This window comes from Pantoea sp. X-Soil-MYKO-1785 (assembly GCF_059730675.1).
In genome coordinates, this window is record NZ_AP036000.1 from 191448 (window position 1) to 211584 (window position 20137).

At 56.6% G+C, this 20137-nt stretch carries 19 protein-coding genes; 16 read left to right on the plus strand and 3 right to left on the minus strand.

Going from position 1 to position 20137, the window contains the following annotated elements:
- Window positions 1-90 precede the first annotated feature (90 nt).
- From AC6I8D_RS00870 to tatD, 9 genes are all read left to right on the plus strand, one after another.
- Window positions 91-1359 carry a tetratricopeptide repeat protein gene (locus AC6I8D_RS00870; protein WP_497819520.1) on the plus strand — a complete coding sequence of 423 codons (1269 nt, stop codon included), beginning with the start codon at window positions 91-93 and terminating at the stop codon, window positions 1357-1359.
- A gap of 85 nt (window positions 1360-1444) precedes the next feature.
- The gene (gene rmuC, locus AC6I8D_RS00875) at window positions 1445-2944 is read left to right on the plus strand and encodes a DNA recombination protein RmuC (protein ID WP_312759259.1); all 1500 of its coding nucleotides are present in this window, start codon (window positions 1445-1447) and stop codon (window positions 2942-2944) included.
- Window positions 2945-3019: 75 nt separating this feature from the next.
- Complete coding sequence (ubiE, locus tag AC6I8D_RS00880) at window positions 3020-3778, plus strand: bifunctional demethylmenaquinone methyltransferase/2-methoxy-6-polyprenyl-1,4-benzoquinol methylase UbiE (RefSeq protein WP_031375019.1); 759 nt, start codon at window positions 3020-3022, stop codon at window positions 3776-3778.
- An 11-nt stretch (window positions 3779-3789) separates the two neighbouring features.
- The gene (gene ubiJ, locus AC6I8D_RS00885) at window positions 3790-4395 is read left to right on the plus strand and encodes a ubiquinone biosynthesis protein UbiJ (protein ID WP_312057634.1); all 606 of its coding nucleotides are present in this window, start codon (window positions 3790-3792) and stop codon (window positions 4393-4395) included.
- Window positions 4392-6029 (plus strand): ubiquinone biosynthesis regulatory protein kinase UbiB, encoded by a 1638-nt coding sequence (ubiB, locus tag AC6I8D_RS00890; protein ID WP_312759262.1) that lies wholly within the window; start codon window positions 4392-4394, stop codon window positions 6027-6029. The genes ubiJ and ubiB overlap by 4 nt, the downstream gene beginning before the upstream one ends.
- 111 nt (window positions 6030-6140) lie before the next feature.
- Window positions 6141-6395, plus strand: coding sequence for a twin-arginine translocase TatA/TatE family subunit (tatA, locus tag AC6I8D_RS00895; RefSeq protein WP_312759264.1), 255 nt, complete (start codon window positions 6141-6143; stop codon window positions 6393-6395).
- A gap of 3 nt (window positions 6396-6398) precedes the next feature.
- Entirely contained in the window at window positions 6399-7091 is a 693-nt protein-coding gene (gene tatB / locus AC6I8D_RS00900) for a Sec-independent protein translocase protein TatB (protein ID WP_497819521.1), read from the plus strand.
- Window positions 7091-7849: a Sec-independent protein translocase subunit TatC gene (tatC, locus tag AC6I8D_RS00905; protein WP_312057631.1), complete on the plus strand. Its 759-nt coding sequence runs from the start codon at window positions 7091-7093 to the stop codon at window positions 7847-7849. The genes tatB and tatC overlap by 1 nt, the downstream gene beginning before the upstream one ends.
- Before the next feature lie 89 nt (window positions 7850-7938).
- The gene (tatD, locus tag AC6I8D_RS00910; RefSeq protein ID WP_312057630.1) at window positions 7939-8721 is read left to right on the plus strand and encodes a 3'-5' ssDNA/RNA exonuclease TatD; all 783 of its coding nucleotides are present in this window, start codon (window positions 7939-7941) and stop codon (window positions 8719-8721) included.
- Here tatD and rfaH read toward each other — a convergent pair.
- Window positions 8718-9206 (minus strand): transcription/translation regulatory transformer protein RfaH, encoded by a 489-nt coding sequence (gene rfaH, locus AC6I8D_RS00915; RefSeq protein WP_031375013.1) that lies wholly within the window; start codon window positions 9204-9206, stop codon window positions 8718-8720. The genes tatD and rfaH overlap by 4 nt on opposite strands.
- Before the next feature lie 209 nt (window positions 9207-9415).
- Between rfaH and pepE the strand changes: the two genes are divergently transcribed.
- The 3 genes from pepE to fre all read left to right on the plus strand — a co-directional run bounded on the left by pepE (window position 9416) and on the right by fre (window position 12449).
- Window positions 9416-10141: a dipeptidase PepE gene (gene pepE, locus AC6I8D_RS00920; RefSeq protein ID WP_497819522.1), complete on the plus strand. Its 726-nt coding sequence runs from the start codon at window positions 9416-9418 to the stop codon at window positions 10139-10141.
- Between the two features lie 80 nt (window positions 10142-10221).
- Window positions 10222-11706, plus strand: coding sequence for a 4-hydroxy-3-polyprenylbenzoate decarboxylase (gene ubiD, locus AC6I8D_RS00925; protein ID WP_046289563.1), 1485 nt, complete (start codon window positions 10222-10224; stop codon window positions 11704-11706).
- A 41-nt stretch (window positions 11707-11747) separates the two neighbouring features.
- On the plus strand, window positions 11748-12449 hold the full coding sequence (gene fre / locus AC6I8D_RS00930; RefSeq protein WP_031375011.1) for an NAD(P)H-flavin reductase: 702 nt from the start codon (window positions 11748-11750) through the stop codon (window positions 12447-12449).
- Between the two features lie 72 nt (window positions 12450-12521).
- Here fre and fadA read toward each other — a convergent pair whose 3' ends face one another.
- Window positions 12522-13685, minus strand: a complete 1164-nt coding sequence (gene fadA, locus AC6I8D_RS00935; protein ID WP_497819523.1) for an acetyl-CoA C-acyltransferase FadA — start codon at window positions 13683-13685, stop codon at window positions 12522-12524.
- A gap of 10 nt (window positions 13686-13695) precedes the next feature.
- A complete protein-coding gene (gene fadB / locus AC6I8D_RS00940) occupies window positions 13696-15879 on the minus strand; it encodes a fatty acid oxidation complex subunit alpha FadB (protein ID WP_497819524.1) in 2184 nt (727 codons plus the stop codon).
- Window positions 15880-16066: 187 nt separating this feature from the next.
- On the opposite strand from fadB, the gene pepQ reads away from it, so the two are divergent.
- From pepQ to hemG, 4 genes are read left to right on the plus strand one after another with little or no spacing between them, the layout of a single operon-like run.
- Window positions 16067-17398, plus strand: coding sequence for a Xaa-Pro dipeptidase (gene pepQ / locus AC6I8D_RS00945; RefSeq protein WP_312057570.1), 1332 nt, complete (start codon window positions 16067-16069; stop codon window positions 17396-17398).
- On the plus strand, window positions 17398-18015 hold the full coding sequence (locus AC6I8D_RS00950) for an IMPACT family protein (RefSeq protein WP_312057569.1): 618 nt from the start codon (window positions 17398-17400) through the stop codon (window positions 18013-18015). The genes pepQ and AC6I8D_RS00950 overlap by 1 nt, the downstream gene beginning before the upstream one ends.
- 32 nt (window positions 18016-18047) lie before the next feature.
- Entirely contained in the window at window positions 18048-19499 is a 1452-nt protein-coding gene (gene trkH / locus AC6I8D_RS00955) for a Trk system potassium transporter TrkH (protein WP_094120821.1), read from the plus strand.
- Between the two features lie 17 nt (window positions 19500-19516).
- On the plus strand, window positions 19517-20050 hold the full coding sequence (gene hemG / locus AC6I8D_RS00960) for a menaquinone-dependent protoporphyrinogen IX dehydrogenase (protein WP_497819525.1): 534 nt from the start codon (window positions 19517-19519) through the stop codon (window positions 20048-20050).
- Window positions 20051-20137 lie beyond the last annotated feature (87 nt).

A 20137-nucleotide genomic window follows, 5' to 3' on the forward strand; every position in this document is an offset into this window, starting at 1 on the left:
AGCCAGGCAGCAGGTTAACGGGCCGCTATGAGGCCTGCCTGCTGCCGGATAACCCCGGCGCAGCCTTTCAACGGACTCTGAGAGTGCCCGATGCGCAAAACTATTCCCGTTCGTCGTCCCGCCGTTAACCCGAATTCCGCCGCGCTCAATGCCCGTATGGAGAGCAGTGCTGCTCAGTTCCGCGCCGCCATGCAGCAGGGCGATTATGCGCAGGCCGTCCGCTCTTGCGAAGAGGTGTTGCGTTATCAGCCTCACCAGATGCAGGTACTGAGCGACTACGCGCTCTGCCTGATGCGTCTTGGCCAGCATCACAAAGCGTACAAAACCTACCAGAAAATTTACCAGTCGCCGCCGGCCGTGCGCGCCACCGCGTCAGAAACCTGGCTGGATGGCCTGACCGAAGTGTGTGGCTGGCTGGATAAGCAGGATGAGGTGGCGCGTTACGGCCTGGAATCGCTGATGCAGTCAGACGCCCGCTTTCGTCAGGGGCCGCGGGTCGCCTTTCCTGCTGCGCAGCCTGAGCCAATCGATCTCAGCCAGCCGCGGCAGAACGTGATCGCGTTCAGTCTGTATGGCGACCAGCCGCGCTACTGTGAAACCCTGATTAAAAACGTTGAGGTGGCACCGCAGCTCTTTCCCGGCTGGATCTGCCGCATCTATCTGGATGACAGCGTGCCGCAGCATGTCTGGCAACGGCTCGATCAGCCCCACGTTGAGCGGGTTGATATGTCGCAGGAAAAAACGCTGTTCCCGACGCTGTGGCGCTTTCTGGTGATGGACGATCCCAGCGTTAAACGCTTTATTGTGCGTGATGCCGACTCGCTGCTCTCCGAGCGTGAAGCGGCGGCGGTCAACGCCTGGCTGGCATCGCCGTACTGGTTCCACCACATGCGCGACTATTTTTCTCACACCGAGTTACTGCTGGCCGGCATGTGGGGCGGCTGCCATGGCGTTTTCCAGCAGGTTGAACAAACGATGCGCGCGTTTATTGCACAGTATCGTGGCAGCGAACGCTTTACCGATCAGTACTTCCTCAAGACGGCGCTGTGGCCAACGGTGCGTGAAAGCATTCTCAATCATGATGAGCTGTTTTATTTCCATCAGGCTCAGCCGTGGCCGGCGCATCCGCCGGTACGCTGGCAGATGCCCCGCTTTCACGTTGGCAGCAACGTGGGCTTTGCCAGCCTGACCGGACAGTCCGCCGCCGCCGACGGCAGCCAGCAGATGGTGGACATTCGCGCGGGCGGCAAAAGCTGGCAATATCCGGTCCGGGTGAAACATGGCCAATGGCTGCTGCCGATGCCGTTCTTCCTGATTGAAGACTGGCAAGCCGGAAAGCTGACGGTGACCGTGAGGTAAGTGGTTGAGTGGCGGTAAATATATCTGGACATTCATACAGTGCGACTCTACCTTTTCCCTCAGCAGCTTGAGTCGCGGGGAAATCATGGATCAGCACATCATTATCAGCGTCTGCCTGGCGCTCGCCGGTGCAGGGATTGGCTGGATGCTGGCACAGTTACGTGTCGGTCATCAGGCCGCCAGTTTTTTAACCGAGCGCCGTCTGCTGGAAGAGGCACAACAGCGCCAGCAGCAGCAGATTGAACAGCTTCAGCAGCAGGCGCAGCAGCGTGAGCAGGAACTGCGTCAGCTTCATGGTGCGCTGAGTGGTGCCAATGAACGTCTGCAACAGCTCGATTACTGGCGCAACGAGAGCGAACAGCTTAACCGGGAACTGCGCAACCAGCTGGAAGTCAACAGCGCCCAGGAAGCGGAGCTGCGTGAGGTAACCATCCGTCTTGAAGAGACCCGCTTCGCCGCTGAAGAGAAGCAGCGTCTGCTGACCAACAGCGAGCAACGCCTCAGCGCCCAGTTTGAAAACCTCGCCAACCGTATTTTCGAAAATAGCGGCCGCCGCGTCGATGAACAGAATCGCCAGAGCCTCGACAGCCTGATCGGCCCGCTGCGTGAACAGCTGGATGGTTTCCGTCGTCAGGTGCATGAGAGCTTTGGCGCGGAAGCGCGTGAGCGGCACACCCTGACCCACGAAATCCGTCAGTTACAGCAGCTTAATGCGCAAATGGCGCAGGAAGCGCTCAACCTTACCAAAGCGCTGAAAGGCGACAATAAAATTCAGGGTAACTGGGGCGAAGTGGTGCTCAGCCGGGTGCTGGAAGCGTCCGGGCTGCGTGAAGGCTATGAGTATGAAACCCAGGTCAGCATTCAGTCGGAGCAGCAGGGCAGGATGCAGCCGGATGTGATTGTGCGTCTGCCGCAGGGCAAAGATGTGGTGGTGGACGCCAAAATGACGCTGGTCGCCTATGAGCGTTACTTCAATGCGGAAGATGAGGTTGAGCGTGAACAGGCGATTCAGGAACATGTCAGCGCGATGCGCAGCCACATTCGTCTGCTGGGGCGTAAAGATTATCAACAATTGCCCGGTTTACGCTCGCTTGATTATGTGTTGATGTTTATTCCGGTCGAACCGGCGTTTTTGCTGGCGATCGATCGCCAGCCAGAGCTGATTGGCGAGGCGCTGCAGCAGAATATCATGCTGGTCAGTCCCACCACGCTGCTGGTGGCGCTGCGTACCATCAATAACCTGTGGCGTTACGAGCACCAAAGCCGCAATGCGCAGCGTATCGCTGACCGCGCCACCCGGCTGTATGACAAAATGCGGCTGTTCGTCGATGACATGAGCGGGATTGGTCACAGCCTGGATAAGGCGCAAATCAGCTACCGCGAGGCGATGAAAAAACTGGCCGAAGGACGCGGCAACCTGATTGCGCAGACGGAAGGTTTCCGTGCGCTGGGGGTTGAAGTGAAACGGTCGATTAATCCTCAGCTGGTGGAGCGAGCGATGCCGGAAAATCCGGCGGATGAAGAGCCGGACGATGACGAGGATGCGGATGACAGAGCCATGCGTGTGAGACGCCTCCACGAATAGTATGGGCGCAGCGTGCCTGGCTTCCGTGACTCTGATACACTTCGGGAAGTATTGTTTGTGGAGCAGGTAAAACCGATGGCAGATGAATCACAGCAGGAAACCACCCATTTTGGCTTTCAGACGGTCGCCAAAAGCGAAAAAGCCGACAAAGTCGCGGATGTGTTTCACTCCGTAGCGGCAAAATATGACCTGATGAACGATTTGATGTCCTTTGGCGTCCATCGAGTCTGGAAGCGTTTTACAATTGACAGCAGCGGCGTACGTCGCGGTCAACGCGTGTTGGATCTGGCCGGCGGAACCGGCGATCTGACGGCTAAATTTTCTCGCCTGGTGGGCGAAACCGGTCAGGTAGTACTGGCCGATATCAACAGTTCGATGCTGAAGATGGGCCGTGAAAAGCTGCGCAATCTCGGCGTAGTCGGCAACGTGAGCTACGTGCAGGCCAACGCAGAAGCCCTGCCGTTCCCGGATAACTACTTCGACTGCATCACCATCTCCTTCGGCTTACGCAACGTAACGGAAAAAGAGAAGGCGCTGGCCTCCATGTTCCGTGTGCTGAAGCCGGGCGGGCGGTTACTGGTACTGGAATTCTCCAAACCGGTGATTGATCCGCTGAGCAAAGCTTATGACGCTTACTCGTTCCACATTCTGCCGCGTATCGGGCAGCTGGTAGCGCAGGACGCCGAGAGCTATCGCTATCTGGCCGAATCGATCCGCATGCATCCCGATCAGGAAACGTTGAAAGCGATGATGAACGACGTCGGTTTTGAAAATACCACTTACTCCAATATGACCGGCGGCATTGTGGCCTTACACCGTGGATTTAAGTTCTGAGTGAGATGGTGATGAACCTAACGCCCTTGATTACCGCGGGCCTGGAAACAGCGCTGAACCGCATGTTGTATCGCGATCGCGGCCTGAAGGCGGCACGGCAACGTCTGACCGGTAAGGTCCTGATGCTGCGTCTGAGCGAGTTTTCTCATCCGCTGGTACTGGTATTCAGTGAGCAGCAGCTGGATGTGGTGGCTGACTGGCAGGATACCAGCGACTGCACGGTGATTACTTCACTGAAAACTTTGCCGAAGCTGCGCGATCGCCAGCAACTGACGCCGCTGATTCGCAGTGGTGAGTTGCAGGTAGAAGGTGATTTGCAGGTAGTGCAGCAGTTTTCCGCGCTGATGGATCTGGCCGAGCTGGATCCGGCGGAATACCTGGCACCGTGGGTCGGCGATATTGCGGCACAGGGCATCAGTCAGGGCGCACAACGGGTCTTTCGCCAGCTAAAAGGCGAAGTCGGGCGTCGGCAGGATTACCTCGGTCAGGCACTGACCGAAGAGTGGCGTGTCGCGCCAGGCTCGCTCGAATTAGCCTGGTTTTCCGAGGAGGTCGACGCGATGGAACGTTCGCTTGAGGCGCTTAATGCGCGTCTGGCGCAGCTGGAGGCAAAATGAGTTTTGGAGAGATCCGCCGCTTATATTTGATCATGAAGGTGTTTTTGACCTACGGCCTTGATGAACTGATTCCCAACACGCGCCTTACTCTTCCGCTTCGCCTATGGCGTCGCTGTATTTTCTGGTTACCCAATCTGCATCAGAATGAACCGACCGGCGCTCGCATGCGGATGGCGATGGAGCAGCTGGGCCCGGTATGGATTAAGTTCGGTCAGATGCTGTCGACCCGCCGGGACCTGTTCCCGCCGCTGATCGCCGATCAGCTGGCCATTCTGCAGGACCGGGTTGCACCGTTTGATGGCGTTAAAGCCAAAGCGCAGATTGAAGCGTCAATGGGTGCACCGATTGAAACCTGGTTTGATGATTTTGATATCAAGCCGCTGGCATCCGCGTCGATTGCTCAGGTTCACACCGCAACGCTGAAGTCGACCGGCAAGAAAGTGGTGATCAAAGTCATTCGCCCGGATATTTTGCCGGTGATCAAAGCTGACATGAAGCTGATCTATCGCCTGGCGCGCTGGGTGCCGCGTTTACTGCCTGATGGTCGTCGTCTGCGGCCGGTTGAAGTGGTGCGCGACTACGAAAAGACCCTGCTTGATGAGCTGAATCTGTTACGCGAAGCCGCGAACGCTATTCAGCTACGCCGCAATTTTGAAGACAGCCGGATGCTGTATGTGCCGGAAGTCTATTCCGACTACTGCAGCGAAACCATGATGGTGATGGAACGTATTTACGGCATTCCGATTTCGGACGTCGCCACGCTGGAGCGGCACGGGGTTAACATGAAGCTGCTGGCAGAGCGGGGGGTGCAGGTGTTCTTCACCCAGGTGTTCCGCGACAGTTTCTTCCATGCTGACATGCATCCCGGCAATATTTTTGTCAGCTATGAGCATCCGGAAGATCCGCAATATATCGGCATCGACTGCGGGATTGTCGGGTCGCTCAACAAAGAAGATAAGCGCTATCTGGCTGAAAACTTTATTGCCTTCTTTAACCGCGACTATCGCAAGGTGGCGGAGCTGCACGTTGACTCTGGCTGGGTGCCACCCGATACCAACGTCGAAGATTTTGAATTTGCGATTCGCACCGTCTGTGAGCCGATTTTTGAAAAGCCGCTGGCTGAGATTTCCTTCGGTCACGTGCTGCTGAATCTGTTCAATACCGCGCGTCGGTTTAATATGGAAGTCCAGCCGCAGCTGGTGCTGCTGCAAAAGACTCTGCTGTATGTGGAAGGTATCGGCCGTCAGCTCTATCCACAGCTCGACCTGTGGAAGACCGCCAAGCCGTTCCTTGAAGAGTGGATTAAAGATCAGGTCGGTCTGCCCGCCATCATTCGCGCGGTTAAAGAGAAAGCGCCGTTCTGGGCCGAAAAGTTACCGGAGTTGCCGGAGCTGTTTTATGACAGCCTGCGCCAGCATAAACTTTTGCGGCACAGCGTTGACAAATTAGCGGGCGATCTTAATGCGCAGCGTACCCGGCACCACCAGGCACGCTACCTGTTTGGCGTAGGCGCAACCCTGCTGCTCAGCGGCACGGCAGTGCTGCTTTCGCGACCGGACTGGGACCTGTTTCCGGCGGTATTAATGGCAGCGGGCATCGTCTCATGGTTAATCGGCTGGCGTAAGACAAACTGATTGTCACTTCAGCCAAAAACACGGTAATGTCGCTGGCTCAGGCCCGGGTTGATAAGGGCGCTCTGTGGTGCATTACCCCATCGTTTTTCACAGAATATTAGAGGCTATCTCATGGGCGGTATCAGTATTTGGCAATTGGTAATTATTGCCGTGATTGTTGTACTTCTGTTCGGTACCAATAAATTACGCAATCTGGGTTCGGATTTGGGTTCCTCGATTCGTGGCTTCAAAAAAGCCATGGGCGATGAGGACGAAAAAAAGGAACAACCGAAAGAGCAGGACGCTGACTTCAGCGCCAAAACGCTGGCGGACAAACAGCAAACTTCGGCTACTAAAGAAGAAGTTAAGAACGACAAGCAGGTGTAAACCGTGTTCGACATTGGTTTTAGTGAACTGGTATTGGTGTTCGTTATCGGGCTGATTGTACTCGGCCCACAACGTTTACCGGTTGCGGTGAAAACCGTGGTCGGCTGGATCAGGGCGATTCGTTCGCTGGCAGCCAATGTGCAAAACGAACTGGCGCAGGAGTTGAAACTGCAGGAGCTGCAGGACAGCCTGAAAAAAGTGGAAGAAGCGGGCCGCGGGACACTGTCGCCGGAGCTGAAAGAGTCAATGGAAGAGCTGCGTAAGACTGCGGATTCAATGAAACGCTCGGTCAGCCAGAGCATCGACATTGAAAAAGAGGAAGACGAAGCCAACACCATTCACTCGCCACAGCACCGACCGGCGCCGCCTCTGGTGGACCAGCCGGAAGGACATCCGGCAGCGGCCGGCACTGCGTCGCCGTCAGGCACGCCTGCGGCGGCTGATCATCAGGCCAGCGCGCCAGCTCAGGCACCGTCGGTGAAAACGGCATCAGCCGGGCAGCCTGCCGCGGCTGTAGTTAGCGCGCCAGCTCAGGCACCGTCGGTGGAAACAGCATCAGCCGGGCAGCCGGCCGCGACTGTAGTTAGCGCACCAGCTCAGGCACCGGCCCGTGCTGACACGGCGTCAGCCAGCAAACCTGACGCCGCCACTACGCGCCCTTCCGCTTCCCCCTCTTCTGCAAGTGATGAACGATAATGGCCGTTGAAGATACCCAACCGCTCATCAGTCATCTGATTGAGCTGCGTAAGCGACTGCTGAACTGCATCATCGCCGTTTTAGTGATATTCCTGGCGCTGGTTTATTTTGCCAACGATATCTATCAACTGGTGGCGGCACCGCTCATCAGTCAGATGCCGATCGGCTCCAGCATGATCGCCACCGATGTGGCTTCGCCGTTTTTCACCCCGATTAAACTGACGATTATTGTGTCGGTATTTTTGGCGGTGCCGGTGATCCTCTATCAGGTCTGGGCGTTCATTGCGCCTGCGCTCTATCGCCATGAACGTAAACTGGTAATGCCGCTGCTGTTTTCCAGCACCTTTCTGTTCTATATCGGTGTGGCATTTGCCTACTTTGTCGTCTTCCCGCTGGCGTTTGGTTTCTTTACCAAAACCGCGCCGATTGGCGTCACCATGGCGACCGACATTACCAAATACCTCGATTTTGTCATGACGCTGTTTATGGCGTTTGGCGTGGCGTTTGAAGTGCCGGTAGCGATTGTACTGTTGTGCTGGACTGGTATCACCAGCCCGGACGATCTGAAAAAGAAACGTCCCTATATTCTGGTTGGGGCCTTCGTGGTCGGCATGTTACTGACGCCGCCGGACGTTTTTTCCCAAACTTTGCTCGCTATTCCGATGTACTGCCTGTTTGAAGTCGGCGTATTCTTTTCCCGATACTATGTGGGGAAAGGCCGCCGGGCACAGGATGAGGAACATAACACCGAATCCTGACGCGATCTTCAGCTCCCGCTCTGGCGGGCAGAGATCAATCCGAACCGCCCTCCGGGGCGGTTTTTGTTTAGTAAACTGTGGGAAAAATTATGTTTGATATCGGTGTAAACCTGACCAGCACGCAATTCGCCTCCGACCGGCCAAAGGTGGTAAAACGCGCGCGTGAAGCGGGCGTCACCGGCATGCTGATTACCGGCACCAATGCGCTGGAGAGCCAGCAGGCTCAGAAACTGGCTGAAGATCAGCCGGGCTTCTGCTGGTCTACTGCGGGCGTACATCCGCACCACGCCAGCGAATGGTCAACGGAGATCGCCAGCACGCTGCGTCGGCTGGCGGAGAAGCCGGAAGTGGTGGCTATCGGCGAGTGCGGGCTCGATTTTAACCGCAACCTGTCAGCCCATGAGCAGCAGGAGTATGCGTTTGAGGCGCAGCTGGCGCTGGCAGCCGAACTGAATATGCCGGTGTTTCTGCACTGCCGCGAAGCCCATGCGCGCTTTGCGGCGATCGTGGCGCCGTGGCTGCCAAAACTGCCGGGTGCAGTGATTCACTGCTTTACCGGCACGCGCGATGAACTGGAAGCGTGCCTGGCGCTGGGATTATCGATAGGAATTACCGGTTGGGTGTGTGATGAACGTCGTGGGCTTGCACTGCGTGAAATGCTGCCGCTGATCCCGGCCGATAAGTTACTGCTTGAAACCGACTCGCCCTATTTATTGCCGCGCGATATGCGACCGCGTCCGACTTCACGTCGTAACGAGCCGTGCTTCTTACCGCATATTGTGCAACAGGTGGCGACATGGCGTGGCGAAAGCAGCGAGGCGCTGGCGGCCTGCGTTGATCACAATGCGCGGACGCTGTTCCGACTGGTTTAGATCTTACGGAACTGTTTGTTATCCACGCTGCGCATCACCTGTTTATTCAGCAGGTTGAGCAACAGAATCGAACGGGTTTCGCCATCCGGCTCGGCAAAGATAGCGCGCAGCCCTTCAAACGTCCCTTCGGTGATGACAACTTCATCGCCGATTTGTGGCGTTTCAGGATCGAGCAGTATTTGCGGGACATCGGTTTCCAGCGCTTCAATCACCGCTGGCGGCACCGTGGCGGGCGTAGTACCAAAACGCACAAAGTGGCTGACGCCGCGCGTACTGCTGATGGTGGTGGTATGAATCGCTTCCGGATCGAATTCGATGAACAGATAGTTAGGAAACAGCGGCTCACTCACCGTGGTGCGTTTACCGCGCACGATCTTTTCCAGAGCGATCATTGGGCTGAGGCAATTCACTTCTTGCCGCTCCAGATGCTCCTTCGCGCGCAATAGCTGACCACGTTTGCAATAGAGTAAATACCAGGATTCCATAACCGCTCCCATCGAATGGACGCTAAGAATAGCAAACCTGCTGCCAGAGTTATAGCGCATCGGGCAGGGGAAAAGCGCAGCGCGCAGAAAATAAAGTGAGACTTTTCTTAAGATGCCGGATAGCGACAGAAAAGGCGATTGGAAATTGACGTTTTACCCTGCTCTGTATCAGACTCGATGGCCATCATACCGGCGAAAAGGATCATCTGATGGAACTCTTTTTGTTAAGCAACGGCAAGCTGGCGGATGATGCGCCGCTTCTGGGTTACGCTCAGCCGCAGTTACACGCCATGATTGCCCGACGTGCTATCCGTTCGGCGGTGCTGATTCCTTACGCCATTATCCGGTGCGACCATGCGCAGCGCGCTGCCGATCTCAGTGCGTCGTTGGGCATTCCGGTGCGCACCGTTGACGCTTTTACCTCACCGGCTGAGGCAATCGCCCAGGCTGAGTTGATTTTAGTCAGCGGCGGCAATAGCTGGTTGCTGAATCAGATGCTGCATGAGCAGGGCTTAATCGTGGCGATACAGCGCGCGGTGCGTGAACGGCAGGTGCCGTATGTCGGCTGGAGCGCCGGCTGTAATGTAGCCACGCCGTCGATTCGCACCACCAATGATATGCCGGTGCGTAGCAGCGTGGTGCTGCCTGCGCTGGGGCTGTTCCCGGTGCAGATCAATCCTCACTATATCGATGCCAGCGTCAGCGGTCATATGGGCGAAACACGTGACGAGCGGCTGGCTGAATTCTGTGCCGTCAACCCGTCCGAGTCGGTAATTGCGCTGCGTGAAGGCAGCTTTCTGCATCTGCATGACGATCGGCTACGCTATCACAGTGTGCGCAACGAAGATTTTAAGGTGTTCCGCCACGGCGAGCCGATTCAGGCTTATCACGATACCGGCGCGCTCCAGCCGCTGGTGCCTTTTCGCTGTGATTAAGGTTGCCGCATAAACCTCAACACAACCGCATAATCAGCCCTATAATGGCCGATTCACTCTGGCCGGAAAGCTAAAGCCGCATGAAATATCACGATTTAAGAGACTTTCTCGCGCTGCTCGAACAGCGCGGTGAGTTAAAAAGAATTAAGCAATCGATTGATCCCGTCCTGGAAATGACCGAAATCGCCGACCGCACGCTGCGTGCTGGCGGCCCCGCGCTGCTGTTTGAAAACCCAAAAGGGTATGATATGCCGGTGCTGTGTAACCTGTTTGGCACGCCAAAGCGCGTCGCCATGGGGATGGGCCAGGAAGAGGTGAGTGCCCTGCGGGAAGTGGGCAAACTGCTGGCGTTTCTGAAAGAGCCGGAGCCACCAAAAGGCTTTCGCGATCTGTTCGATAAGATGCCGCAGTTTAAACAGGTGCTCAACATGCCGACTAAACGCCTGCGCAATGCGCCCTGCCAGGAAGTGGTGTTCAGCGGTGATGAGGTCGATCTGTCGCGCATTCCGGTGATGAAATGCTGGCCGGGCGATGCCGCGCCGCTGATTACCTGGGGTCTGACCGTCACCCGCGGTCCGCATAAAGAGCGGCAGAATCTCGGCATTTACCGTCAACAGGTGATCGGCAAAAACCGGCTGATTATGCGCTGGCTGTCGCACCGTGGCGGCGCGCTCGATTTTCAGGAGTGGAGCAAAGCGCATCCGGGCGAACGTTTTCCGGTCTCGGTGGCGCTCGGTGCTGACCCCGCGACTATTCTCGGTGCGGTAACGCCGGTGCCGGATACGCTGTCAGAATATGCGTTTGCTGGTCTGCTGCGCGGCAATAAAACCGAAGTGGTGAAATGCCTGTCGAACGATCTGGAAGTGCCCGCCAGCGCGGAGATCGTGCTGGAGGGTTACATCGAGGCGGGTGACATGGCACCCGAAGGGCCTTACGGCGACCACACGGGCTACTACAATGAAGTAGATAGCTTCCCGGTCTTTACCGTGACGCACATTACCCAGCGACATCAGGCAATCTATCACTCGACCTATACCGGCCGTCCGCCGGATGAGCCTGCCGTACTGGGGGTGGCGTTGAATGAAGTGCTGGTGCCGATTCTGATCAAGCAGTTCCCGGAAATTGTCGATTTCTATCTGCCGCCGGAAGGATGTTCCTACCGGCTGGCGGTGGTAACCATCAAAAAGCAGTACGCCGGGCATGCCAAACGGGTAATGTTTGGCGTCTGGTCATTTCTGCGGCAGTTCATGTACACCAAATTTGTTATTGTGTGTGACGATGATGTTAATGCGCGTGACTGGAATGATGTGATCTGGGCGATTACTACCCGCATGGATCCGGCGCGTGACACGGTATTAGTGGAAAATACGCCGATCGACTACCTCGATTTCGCCTCACCGGTTTCCGGGCTGGGGTCGAAGATGGGGATGGATGCGACCAATAAATGGCCGGGCGAAACGCAGCGCGAATGGGGCACGCCAATCGTGAAAGATCCTGCGATTACCGCGCGCATTGATGCTATCTGGGATGAGTTAGGTATTTTTGATCAGCCGCCACAGCGTTGATGGCGAGCACAACCATAAAGACGACCCGACAGAGGGAACGCATGACAACGTTAAGCTGTAAAGTAACTTCAGTTGAAGCGATTACCGACACGGTGTATCGCGTTCGCCTGATTCCGGAAGCGGATTTCAGTTTTCGCGCGGGACAGTATCTGATGGTGGTGATGGATGAGCGTGATAAGCGCCCGTTCTCACTGGCCTCAACGCCAATGGAAAAGGATATCATTGAGCTGCACATCGGTGCGTCCGATCTCAACCTGTACGCCATGGCGGTGATGGATCGCATTCGTGACGATCGCCAGATCACCGTCGACATGCCGCACGGTGACGCCTGGCTGCGCGAAGAGAGCAGCAAACCGTTGATCCTGATCGCCGGCGGTACCGGCTTCTCCTATGCCCGTTCCATTCTGCTGACCGCGTTAGCGCAGCAGCCGGATCGTGATATCGCCATTTACTGGGGCGGACGTGAGCTGAAGCATCTGTACGATCTTGATGAGCTGGATGCGCTGGCGGTGAAACACCCCAACCTGAAGGTGATTCCGGTGGTCGAGCAGCCGGAAGCGGGCTGGCAGGGACGTTCGGGTACGGTATTAACCGCGGTAATGCAGGATTTCAGCACGCTGAGCGAGCATGAGATCTACATTGCTGGCCGTTTCGAGATGGCCAAGATCGCACGCGATCGCTTCTGCGCCGAACGCGGTGCGCTGGAATCGCAGATGTATGGTGATGCTTTCGCCTTCATCTGATCGACGACAAGCCAAAAGAAAAAACCCGCCCATCACGGGCGGGTAAATCGGACAAAGAAGTGACCCAACGTATTACAGACGCTCGAATACGGTGGCGATGCCCTGACCTAAACCGATGCACATGGTCGCCAGACCAAACTGCGCATCGCGTCGCGCCATAATGTTAAGCAGCGTGGTACTGATACGTGCTCCGGAACAGCCCAGCGGGTGACCCAGCGCAATCGCACCGCCATTCAGATTGACCTTCTCATCCAGCCGATCCAGCAAACCCAGATCCTTTATGCAGGGCAGGGTTTGTGCGGCAAACGCCTCATTGAGTTCAAACACGTCAATATCATTGACGCTCAGACCGGCACGTTTCAGCGCCAGCCTGCTGGCCGGCACCGGGCCGTAGCCCATGATCGACGGATCGCAGCCGACCACCGCCATACTTCTGATGCGGGCTCGTGGGGTCAGCCCCAGTTCGCGGGCGCGGGATTCGCTCATCACCAGCATCGCGGCCGCGCCGTCGGACAGGGCTGACGAGGTGCCTGCGGTCACCGTGCCATTGACCGGATCAAACGCCGGCCGCAGAGCCGCCAGCCCCTCGGCGCTGGTCTCTTCACGGATGACCTCATCATAATCGTAACGTTTGAGGATGCCATCGCTGTCGTGGCCGGCGGTGGTGACGATCTCCGCTTTGAAATCACCGCGCTGGGTTGCCTGCCAGGCGCGCTGGTGCGAGCGCAGGGCAAACGCATCCTGCTGCTCGCGGCTGATGTGGTGCATACGCGCCAGCATTTCAGCGGTCAGGCCCATCATCCCCGCCGCTTTGGCGACGGTGCGGCCGAGGCCCGGATGAAAGTCAACGCCGTGATTCATCGGCACGTGTCCCATATGTTCTACCCCGCCAATCAGGCAGCTGTGCGCATCGCCGACCATAATGGCGCGGGCCGCATCGTGCAGTGCCTGCATCGATGAGCCGCACAGGCGGTTGACGGTGGTAGCCGGTACCGAGTGCGGTATTTCCGCCAGCAGGGCGGCGTTACGTGCGATGTTAAACCCCTGTTCCAGCGTCTGCTGCACGCAGCCCCAGACAATGTCATCCAGCGTGGCAGGATTGACCGCCGGGTTGCGGCTCAGCAGCTCACGCATCAGATGGGCGGAAAGATCCTCGGCACGTACATGACGAAAAGCACCGCCTTTTGAACGACCCATCGGCGTACGGACCGCATCGATAATCACCACATTTTCCATATTCTTGCCCTCAGGCGCTTTTCAGCGCGGCTTCGTCAATTGGTTTGGCGGCGGGATACCAGCTTTGATGCTGATGCGCTTTTTGCACCAGCAGTTCAGGCAATTCATACAGGCCACCGAGTGCACTGTAGCGCCGGGCCTGATCGACCACATTGCTGTTGCCTAGCGTGTCGAGGTAGCGGAAGGCGCCGCCGCGAAAAGGCGGGAAGCCGAGACCGTACACCAGCGCCATATCCGCTTCTGCCGGCGAGGCGATGATTTTCTCCTCCAGGCAGCGCACCACTTCATTTAGCATCGGCAGCATCATGCGATTGAGGATCTCTTCGTCGCTGAAGACCCGCTTAGGCTGGCAAACCTGTTGCAGCAGCGTGTCGACCTCGCTGTCCGCCACTTTTTTCTGTTTGCCCTTTTTGTCGGTTTCCCAGCGCCAGAAGCCTTTGCCATTTTTCTGACCGAAACGACCGGCCTCAAACAGCAGATCGATCGCATCGCGATAATCGTGCTTCATGCGTTGTGGAAAACCTTCCGCCATTACGCTTTGCGCATGATGCGCGGTGTCAATGCCGACCACATCCAGCAACCACGACGGTCCCATTGGCCAGCCAAACTGTTTTTCCATAACTTTATCAATCTGACGGAAGTCGGCACCGTCGCGCAGCAGCAGGCTGAAGGCGGCGAAGTACGGGAACAGCACCCGGTTGACGAAGAAGCCGGGGCAATCATTGACCACAATCGGGGTTTTACCCATTTTGCTGGCCCAGGCCACCACTTTGCTCACAGTCGCTTCACTGGTTTTCTCGCCACGCACCACTTCGACCAGCGGCATACGCGGCACCGGATTAAAGAAGTGCATGCCACAGAAATTTTCCGGACGTTGCAGCGCCTGTGCCAGCTGACTGATGGGAATGGTGGAGGTATTGGAGGCCAGGATGGCATCGTTACGCAGGTGTTGTTCGGTTTCGGCCAGCACTTTAGCTTTAATCAGGGGATTCTCGATCACCGCTTCGACCACCACGTCAGCGTGCTCAAAACCGGCGTAATCCAGCGTTGGCTGTATGGTCGCAATCACGCTGGCCAGCTTATTGCCGTCAATTTTGCCGCGCTCCAGCAGCTTATTAAGCAGCTTGCTGGCTTCGTTCATCCCGAGCGTCAGGGCCTGGGGATTGATGTCCTTCATTTTGACCGGCACACCTTTCCAGGCTGACTGGTAGCTGATGCCGCCACCCATAATACCGGCACCCAGTACGGCCGCCTGCGTTGGCGCGCCGCTTTCGCTGCTGCGTTTTTTAGCCAGCCCTTTAACGTATTGATCGTTGAGGAAGATGCCAACCAGCGCCCGCGCTTCGTCAGACTGCGCCAGCGGAACAAAAGCGGCATTTTCCAGTTTTAGTGCATCTTCACGGCCAAGACCGGCAGCCGCTTCAATGGTTTTCACCGCCATTAGCGGCGCTGGATAATGTTTGCCCGCGGTCTGCATCACCATACTTTTGGCAAGGGTGAAGCTCATCGCCGCTTCAATCGGGCTCAGTTTCAGCGGTGCCAGTTTCGGTGCCCGGCGCGCACGCCAGCTACCATCCAGCGCCGCGGCTTTAAGCATGGTGATGCCGGCCTCACGCAGTTTATCGCGTTCGACCACCGCATCGACCAGACCAAGTTTAAGCGCCGCGTTTCCGTCGACGTCTTTACCGGCGGCAATGATCTCCATTGCGCTATCGGCTCCCAGCAGACGCGGCAGACGAACGCTGCCGCCGAAGCCTGGCATGATCCCGAGTTTCGTTTCCGGCAGGCCAATGCGGGCATCGGCAGTGGCAACGCGCAGGTCGGTTGCCAGTACGCATTCACATCCACCACCCAGCGCATAGCCATCGATGGCGGCCAGCGTCGGCACCGGTAAATCTTCCAGCCGGTTGAAAATGCTGTTGGCGTAGCTCAGCCACTGACTCAGTTTTTCGGTCGGTGCATCAAACAGTGAGAGGAATTCGGTGATGTCAGCACCGACAATGAAGGCCGGTTTAGCCGAGCTGAGCAGCACACCGCGCAGGTCAGGCTGCTGCTCCAGCACTGCAATGGCTTCGCCCAGGCTGGCGACGGTTTGCGTATCAAGCTTATTGACCGAGCCAGGGGCATCAAAAACCAGCTCGGCGATGCCATCGTCCAGCCAGTGAAGAGAAAGGTTAGCGCCTTGGTAGAGCATGTGCGTCTCCTGAAACCGCGGAAAAGTGATCTGGTCATACCAGATGATCGAGAGTGTGGGAGTGATGTTGATTTTTTGCAAACGGCTCTTTGCTTATTTGCTAACAAGATCACAGCCGCTCTCAACACGGCATCCGCTTAAGGGTTATGCTAAACTGCGGCCATTTCGCGACACTGGAGAGACGTCAATGGATTCCCTGAAGACCTTGTATCACGCGCATATCGCCACGTTGCAGCAACGGGCGCAGCAGGTGCTGGCACACAATAAACTGGATGCGATGCTGATCCATTCCGGTGAGTTGTTGACGGTGTTTCTGGATGACCACACCTATCCCTTCAAGGTGAATCCACAGTTTAAAGCCTGGGTGCCGGTAACGCAGGTGCCGAACTGCTGGCTGTGGGTTGATGGGGTCAATAAACCAAAGTTGTGGTTTTACTCTCCGGTGGACTACTGGCACAACGTTGAACCGCTGCCGGATAGCTTCTGGACCGCTGATATTGAGGTCATTGGCCTGAAAAATGCGGATGAGATTGCGCAGCTGTTGCCAGCTCAGCGTGAGAATGTCGCCTATATTGGCCCGGTAAATGCGCGTGCAGCGCAGCTCGGTATCAGCTCCGGCAATATCAATCCCAAAGCGGTGATCGATTTCCTGCATTACCATCGCAGCATCAAGACCGAATATGAGCTGGCCTGTATGCGTCAGGCGCAGAAACTGGCCGTGGCTGGACATCGCGCCGCCAAAGAGGCTTTTTCTGCCGGGCTAAGCGAGTTTGACATCAATCAGGCTTACCTGACAGCCACCGGTCATCGCGACACCGATGTGCCTTACGGCAACATCATTGCGCTGAATGAACACGCGGCGGTGCTGCATTACACCCGTCTGGATCATCAGCCGCCGGCAAAGCGCCACAGTTTTTTAATTGACGCGGGCGCCGAATATCTTGGCTATGCCGCTGATTTAACCCGCAGCTACGCGGCGCAGAGTAGTTCGCTGTATGCGCGGATGGTCGAGGCGATGAATGCGGAAGAGCTGGCGCTGATCGCGACTCTGAAGCCAGGCGTGCGTTACACCGATTATCATCTGCAGATGCATCAGCGTATTGCCAGACTGCTGCTGAAGTTCGAGCTGGTGCAGGGCATCAGTGAAGAGGCACTGGTAGCGGAAGACCTGACCGGTCCGTTCATGCCGCATGGATTAGGGCATCCGCTCGGCCTGCAGGTGCATGACGTCGCCGGGTTTATGCAGGATGAGCAGGGTACCCATCTTGCGGCACCGGCGCAGTATCCTTATCTGCGCTGCACGCGTGTGCTTCAACCCGGCATGGTATTAACCATCGAGCCAGGCTTCTATATTATTGACTCGTTGCTGACGCCGCTGCGTGAAGGCCGGTTCAGCCAGCATTTTAACTGGCAGGCGATCGAGGCACTCAGACCTTACGGTGGAATCCGTATTGAAGATAACGTGGTGATCCATGCGCATCGCGTTGAAAACATGACCCGCGATCTGCATCTGGCCTGATGGACGCCTATGATATTCCCGCAGTGGCGTTAAGCGTCAGCGAGGAGACCATAAAAAAGAGTCGCTTTATTACGCTGCTGGCTCACACCGACGGCGCGGAGGCGGCACGGGCGTTTGTTCAGCAGGTCAGGCATCAACATCCTGCTGCGCGTCACCACTGCTGGGCGTGGGTGGCTGGCGCGCCAGATGATTCACAACAGCTGGGTTTCTCTGACGATGGTGAGCCTTCCGGCACCGCCGGAAAACCGATGCTGGCGCAGCTGATGGGTGCCGGTATCGGTGAAATCACCGCGGTGGTGGTGCGCTATTACGGTGGCATCATGCTGGGCACGGGCGGCTTAGTGAAAGCGTATGGCGGCGGGGTGCAGCAGGGGCTTAAACAACTGGCGCGCCAGCGTAAAGTGCCGATGAAACTATTCACTTTGCAATGCGACTACGCGCAGCTCAGCGATATCGAACGGCTGGTGCAGCGCTTTGAAGGCAAGGTCACAGACAGCCAGTATCAGGACCGCATAGTCCTGACGCTGGCCGTGCCTTATGGACAAATCGACGGATTCCAGCAAAATCTGTCAGACTTTAGTCGGGGCGCGTTAGCGCTTATCCCGCTCACACCTTGATGTTCTTCTCTTTTATTTAAAGGAACGGCTGAATGCACTTTCGCGCCATTACCCGCATAGTCGGTCTGCTGGTGATCCTCTTTTCAGTGACGATGATTTTGCCCGGCCTGGTCGCATTAATTTATCGCGATGGTGCCGGTCGGGCCTTTAGCCAGACGTTTATGATGGCGCTGGTGATCGGCTCGCTGCTGTGGTGGCCGAACCGCAAACAGAAGACAGAGCTCAAGCCACGCGAAGGGTTTTTGATTGTGGTGCTGTTCTGGACGGTGCTGGGCAGCGTGGGAGCCATGCCGTTTATCTTTGCCGAACAGCCGCACCTGTCGGTTACCGACGCGTTCTTCGAATCGTTCTCTGGCCTGACGACTACCGGTGCCACTACCCTGGTCGGACTGGATTCACTGCCAAAGGCGATTCTGTTCTATCGGCAAATGCTGCAATGGCTCGGCGGTATGGGGATCATCGTCTTAGCGGTGGCGATATTACCGATACTGGGCGTGGGGGGGATGCAGCTCTATCGCGCTGAGATGCCGGGACCGCTGAAAGATAACAAAATGCGGCCGCGCATTGCTGAAACAGCCAAGACCCTGTGGTTGATCTACGTGCTGCTGACGGTGGCCTGTGCGCTGGCCTTGTGGCTGGCGGGGATGCCGGCCTTTGATGCGATTGGCCATAGCTTCTCGACCATCGCCATCGGCGGATTTTCCACCCATGATGCCAGCATCGGCTATTTTAATAGCGGTACCATTAATACCATCGTAGCGGTGTTTCTGTTGATATCCGGCTGTAACTACGGTCTGCATTTTGCCATGCTGAGTGGCCGTAATCTGCGGGTCTACTGGCGTGACCCGGAGTTACGGATGTTTATCGGCGTTCAGCTGACGCTGGTGTTGATCTGCACACTGGTGCTCTGGTTCCACAATGTCTACGCCAGTGGCTGGCAGACGCTGAATCAGGCGTTCTTCCAGGTGGTTTCTATGGCGACTACCGCCGGTTTTACCACCGACAGCATCGCGCGCTGGCCGCTGTTCCTGCCGGTTCTGCTGCTGTGCTCCGCCTTTATTGGTGGCTGTGCCGGTTCAACCGGTGGTGGCCTGAAGGTGATTCGTATCCTGCTGTTGTGCAAGCAGGGTAACCGGGAGCTTAAACGTCTGGTCCACCCGAATGCGGTTTACACCATCAAGCTGGGCAACCGGGCGCTGCCGGAGCGTATCCTCGAAGCAGTCTGGGGATTCTTCTCAGCCTATGCGCTGGTGTTCCTGATCAGTATGCTGGCAATCATCGCCACCGGCGTAGATGACTTCTCGGCCTTTGCTGCCGTCGCCGCCACGCTGAACAACCTCGGCCCCGGTCTCGGGGTGGTCGCGGATAACTTCACCTCAATGAATGATGTGGCGAAGTGGATATTGATCTCCACCATGCTATTCGGGCGTCTCGAGGTCTTTACCTTGCTGGTGCTGTTCACGCCGACGTTCTGGCGTGAGTAATTAATAAGGATGCTGAAATGAAAGCGCTGATTCTCTACTCGACCCGTGACGGACAAACGCAAAAAATCGCCTCTTATATCGCTGAGCAGATCGGTCAGCAGCAAAACTGTGATGTGCTGAATATCCAGGATGCCACTTCGCCTGACTGGGCACAGTATGATCGGGTGCTGATTGGGGCCTCGATTCGCTACGGTCATTTCCAGCCGGTGGTTGATGCATTTGTTAAGCAGCATTTGCGCGAATTGCAGCAGCGTGCCAGTGGTTTCTTCTCGGTGAACCTGACGGCGCGTAAACCCGAGAAGCGTTCCCCGGAAACCAATGCCTATACCCAGAAGTTCTTATCACAGTCTCCGTGGCGGCCAGATTGCTGTGCGGTGTTTGCCGGTGCGCTCTATTACCCGCGTTATCGCTGGTTTGATCGCATCATGATTCAGCTGATTATGCGAATGACCGGTGGCGAGACTGATTCTACTAAAGAAGTGGAGTACACCGATTGGCAACAGGTCAGCCGTTTTGCCAATGATTTTGCACAGTTATCAGGCAAATCGTAGCGAAATAACGCGATTTGATGAAAATTACTTCGAACGGTAATCTTTTTGCAATAAACGCTTGTCAGCCCGCGCGAACTCCCTATAATG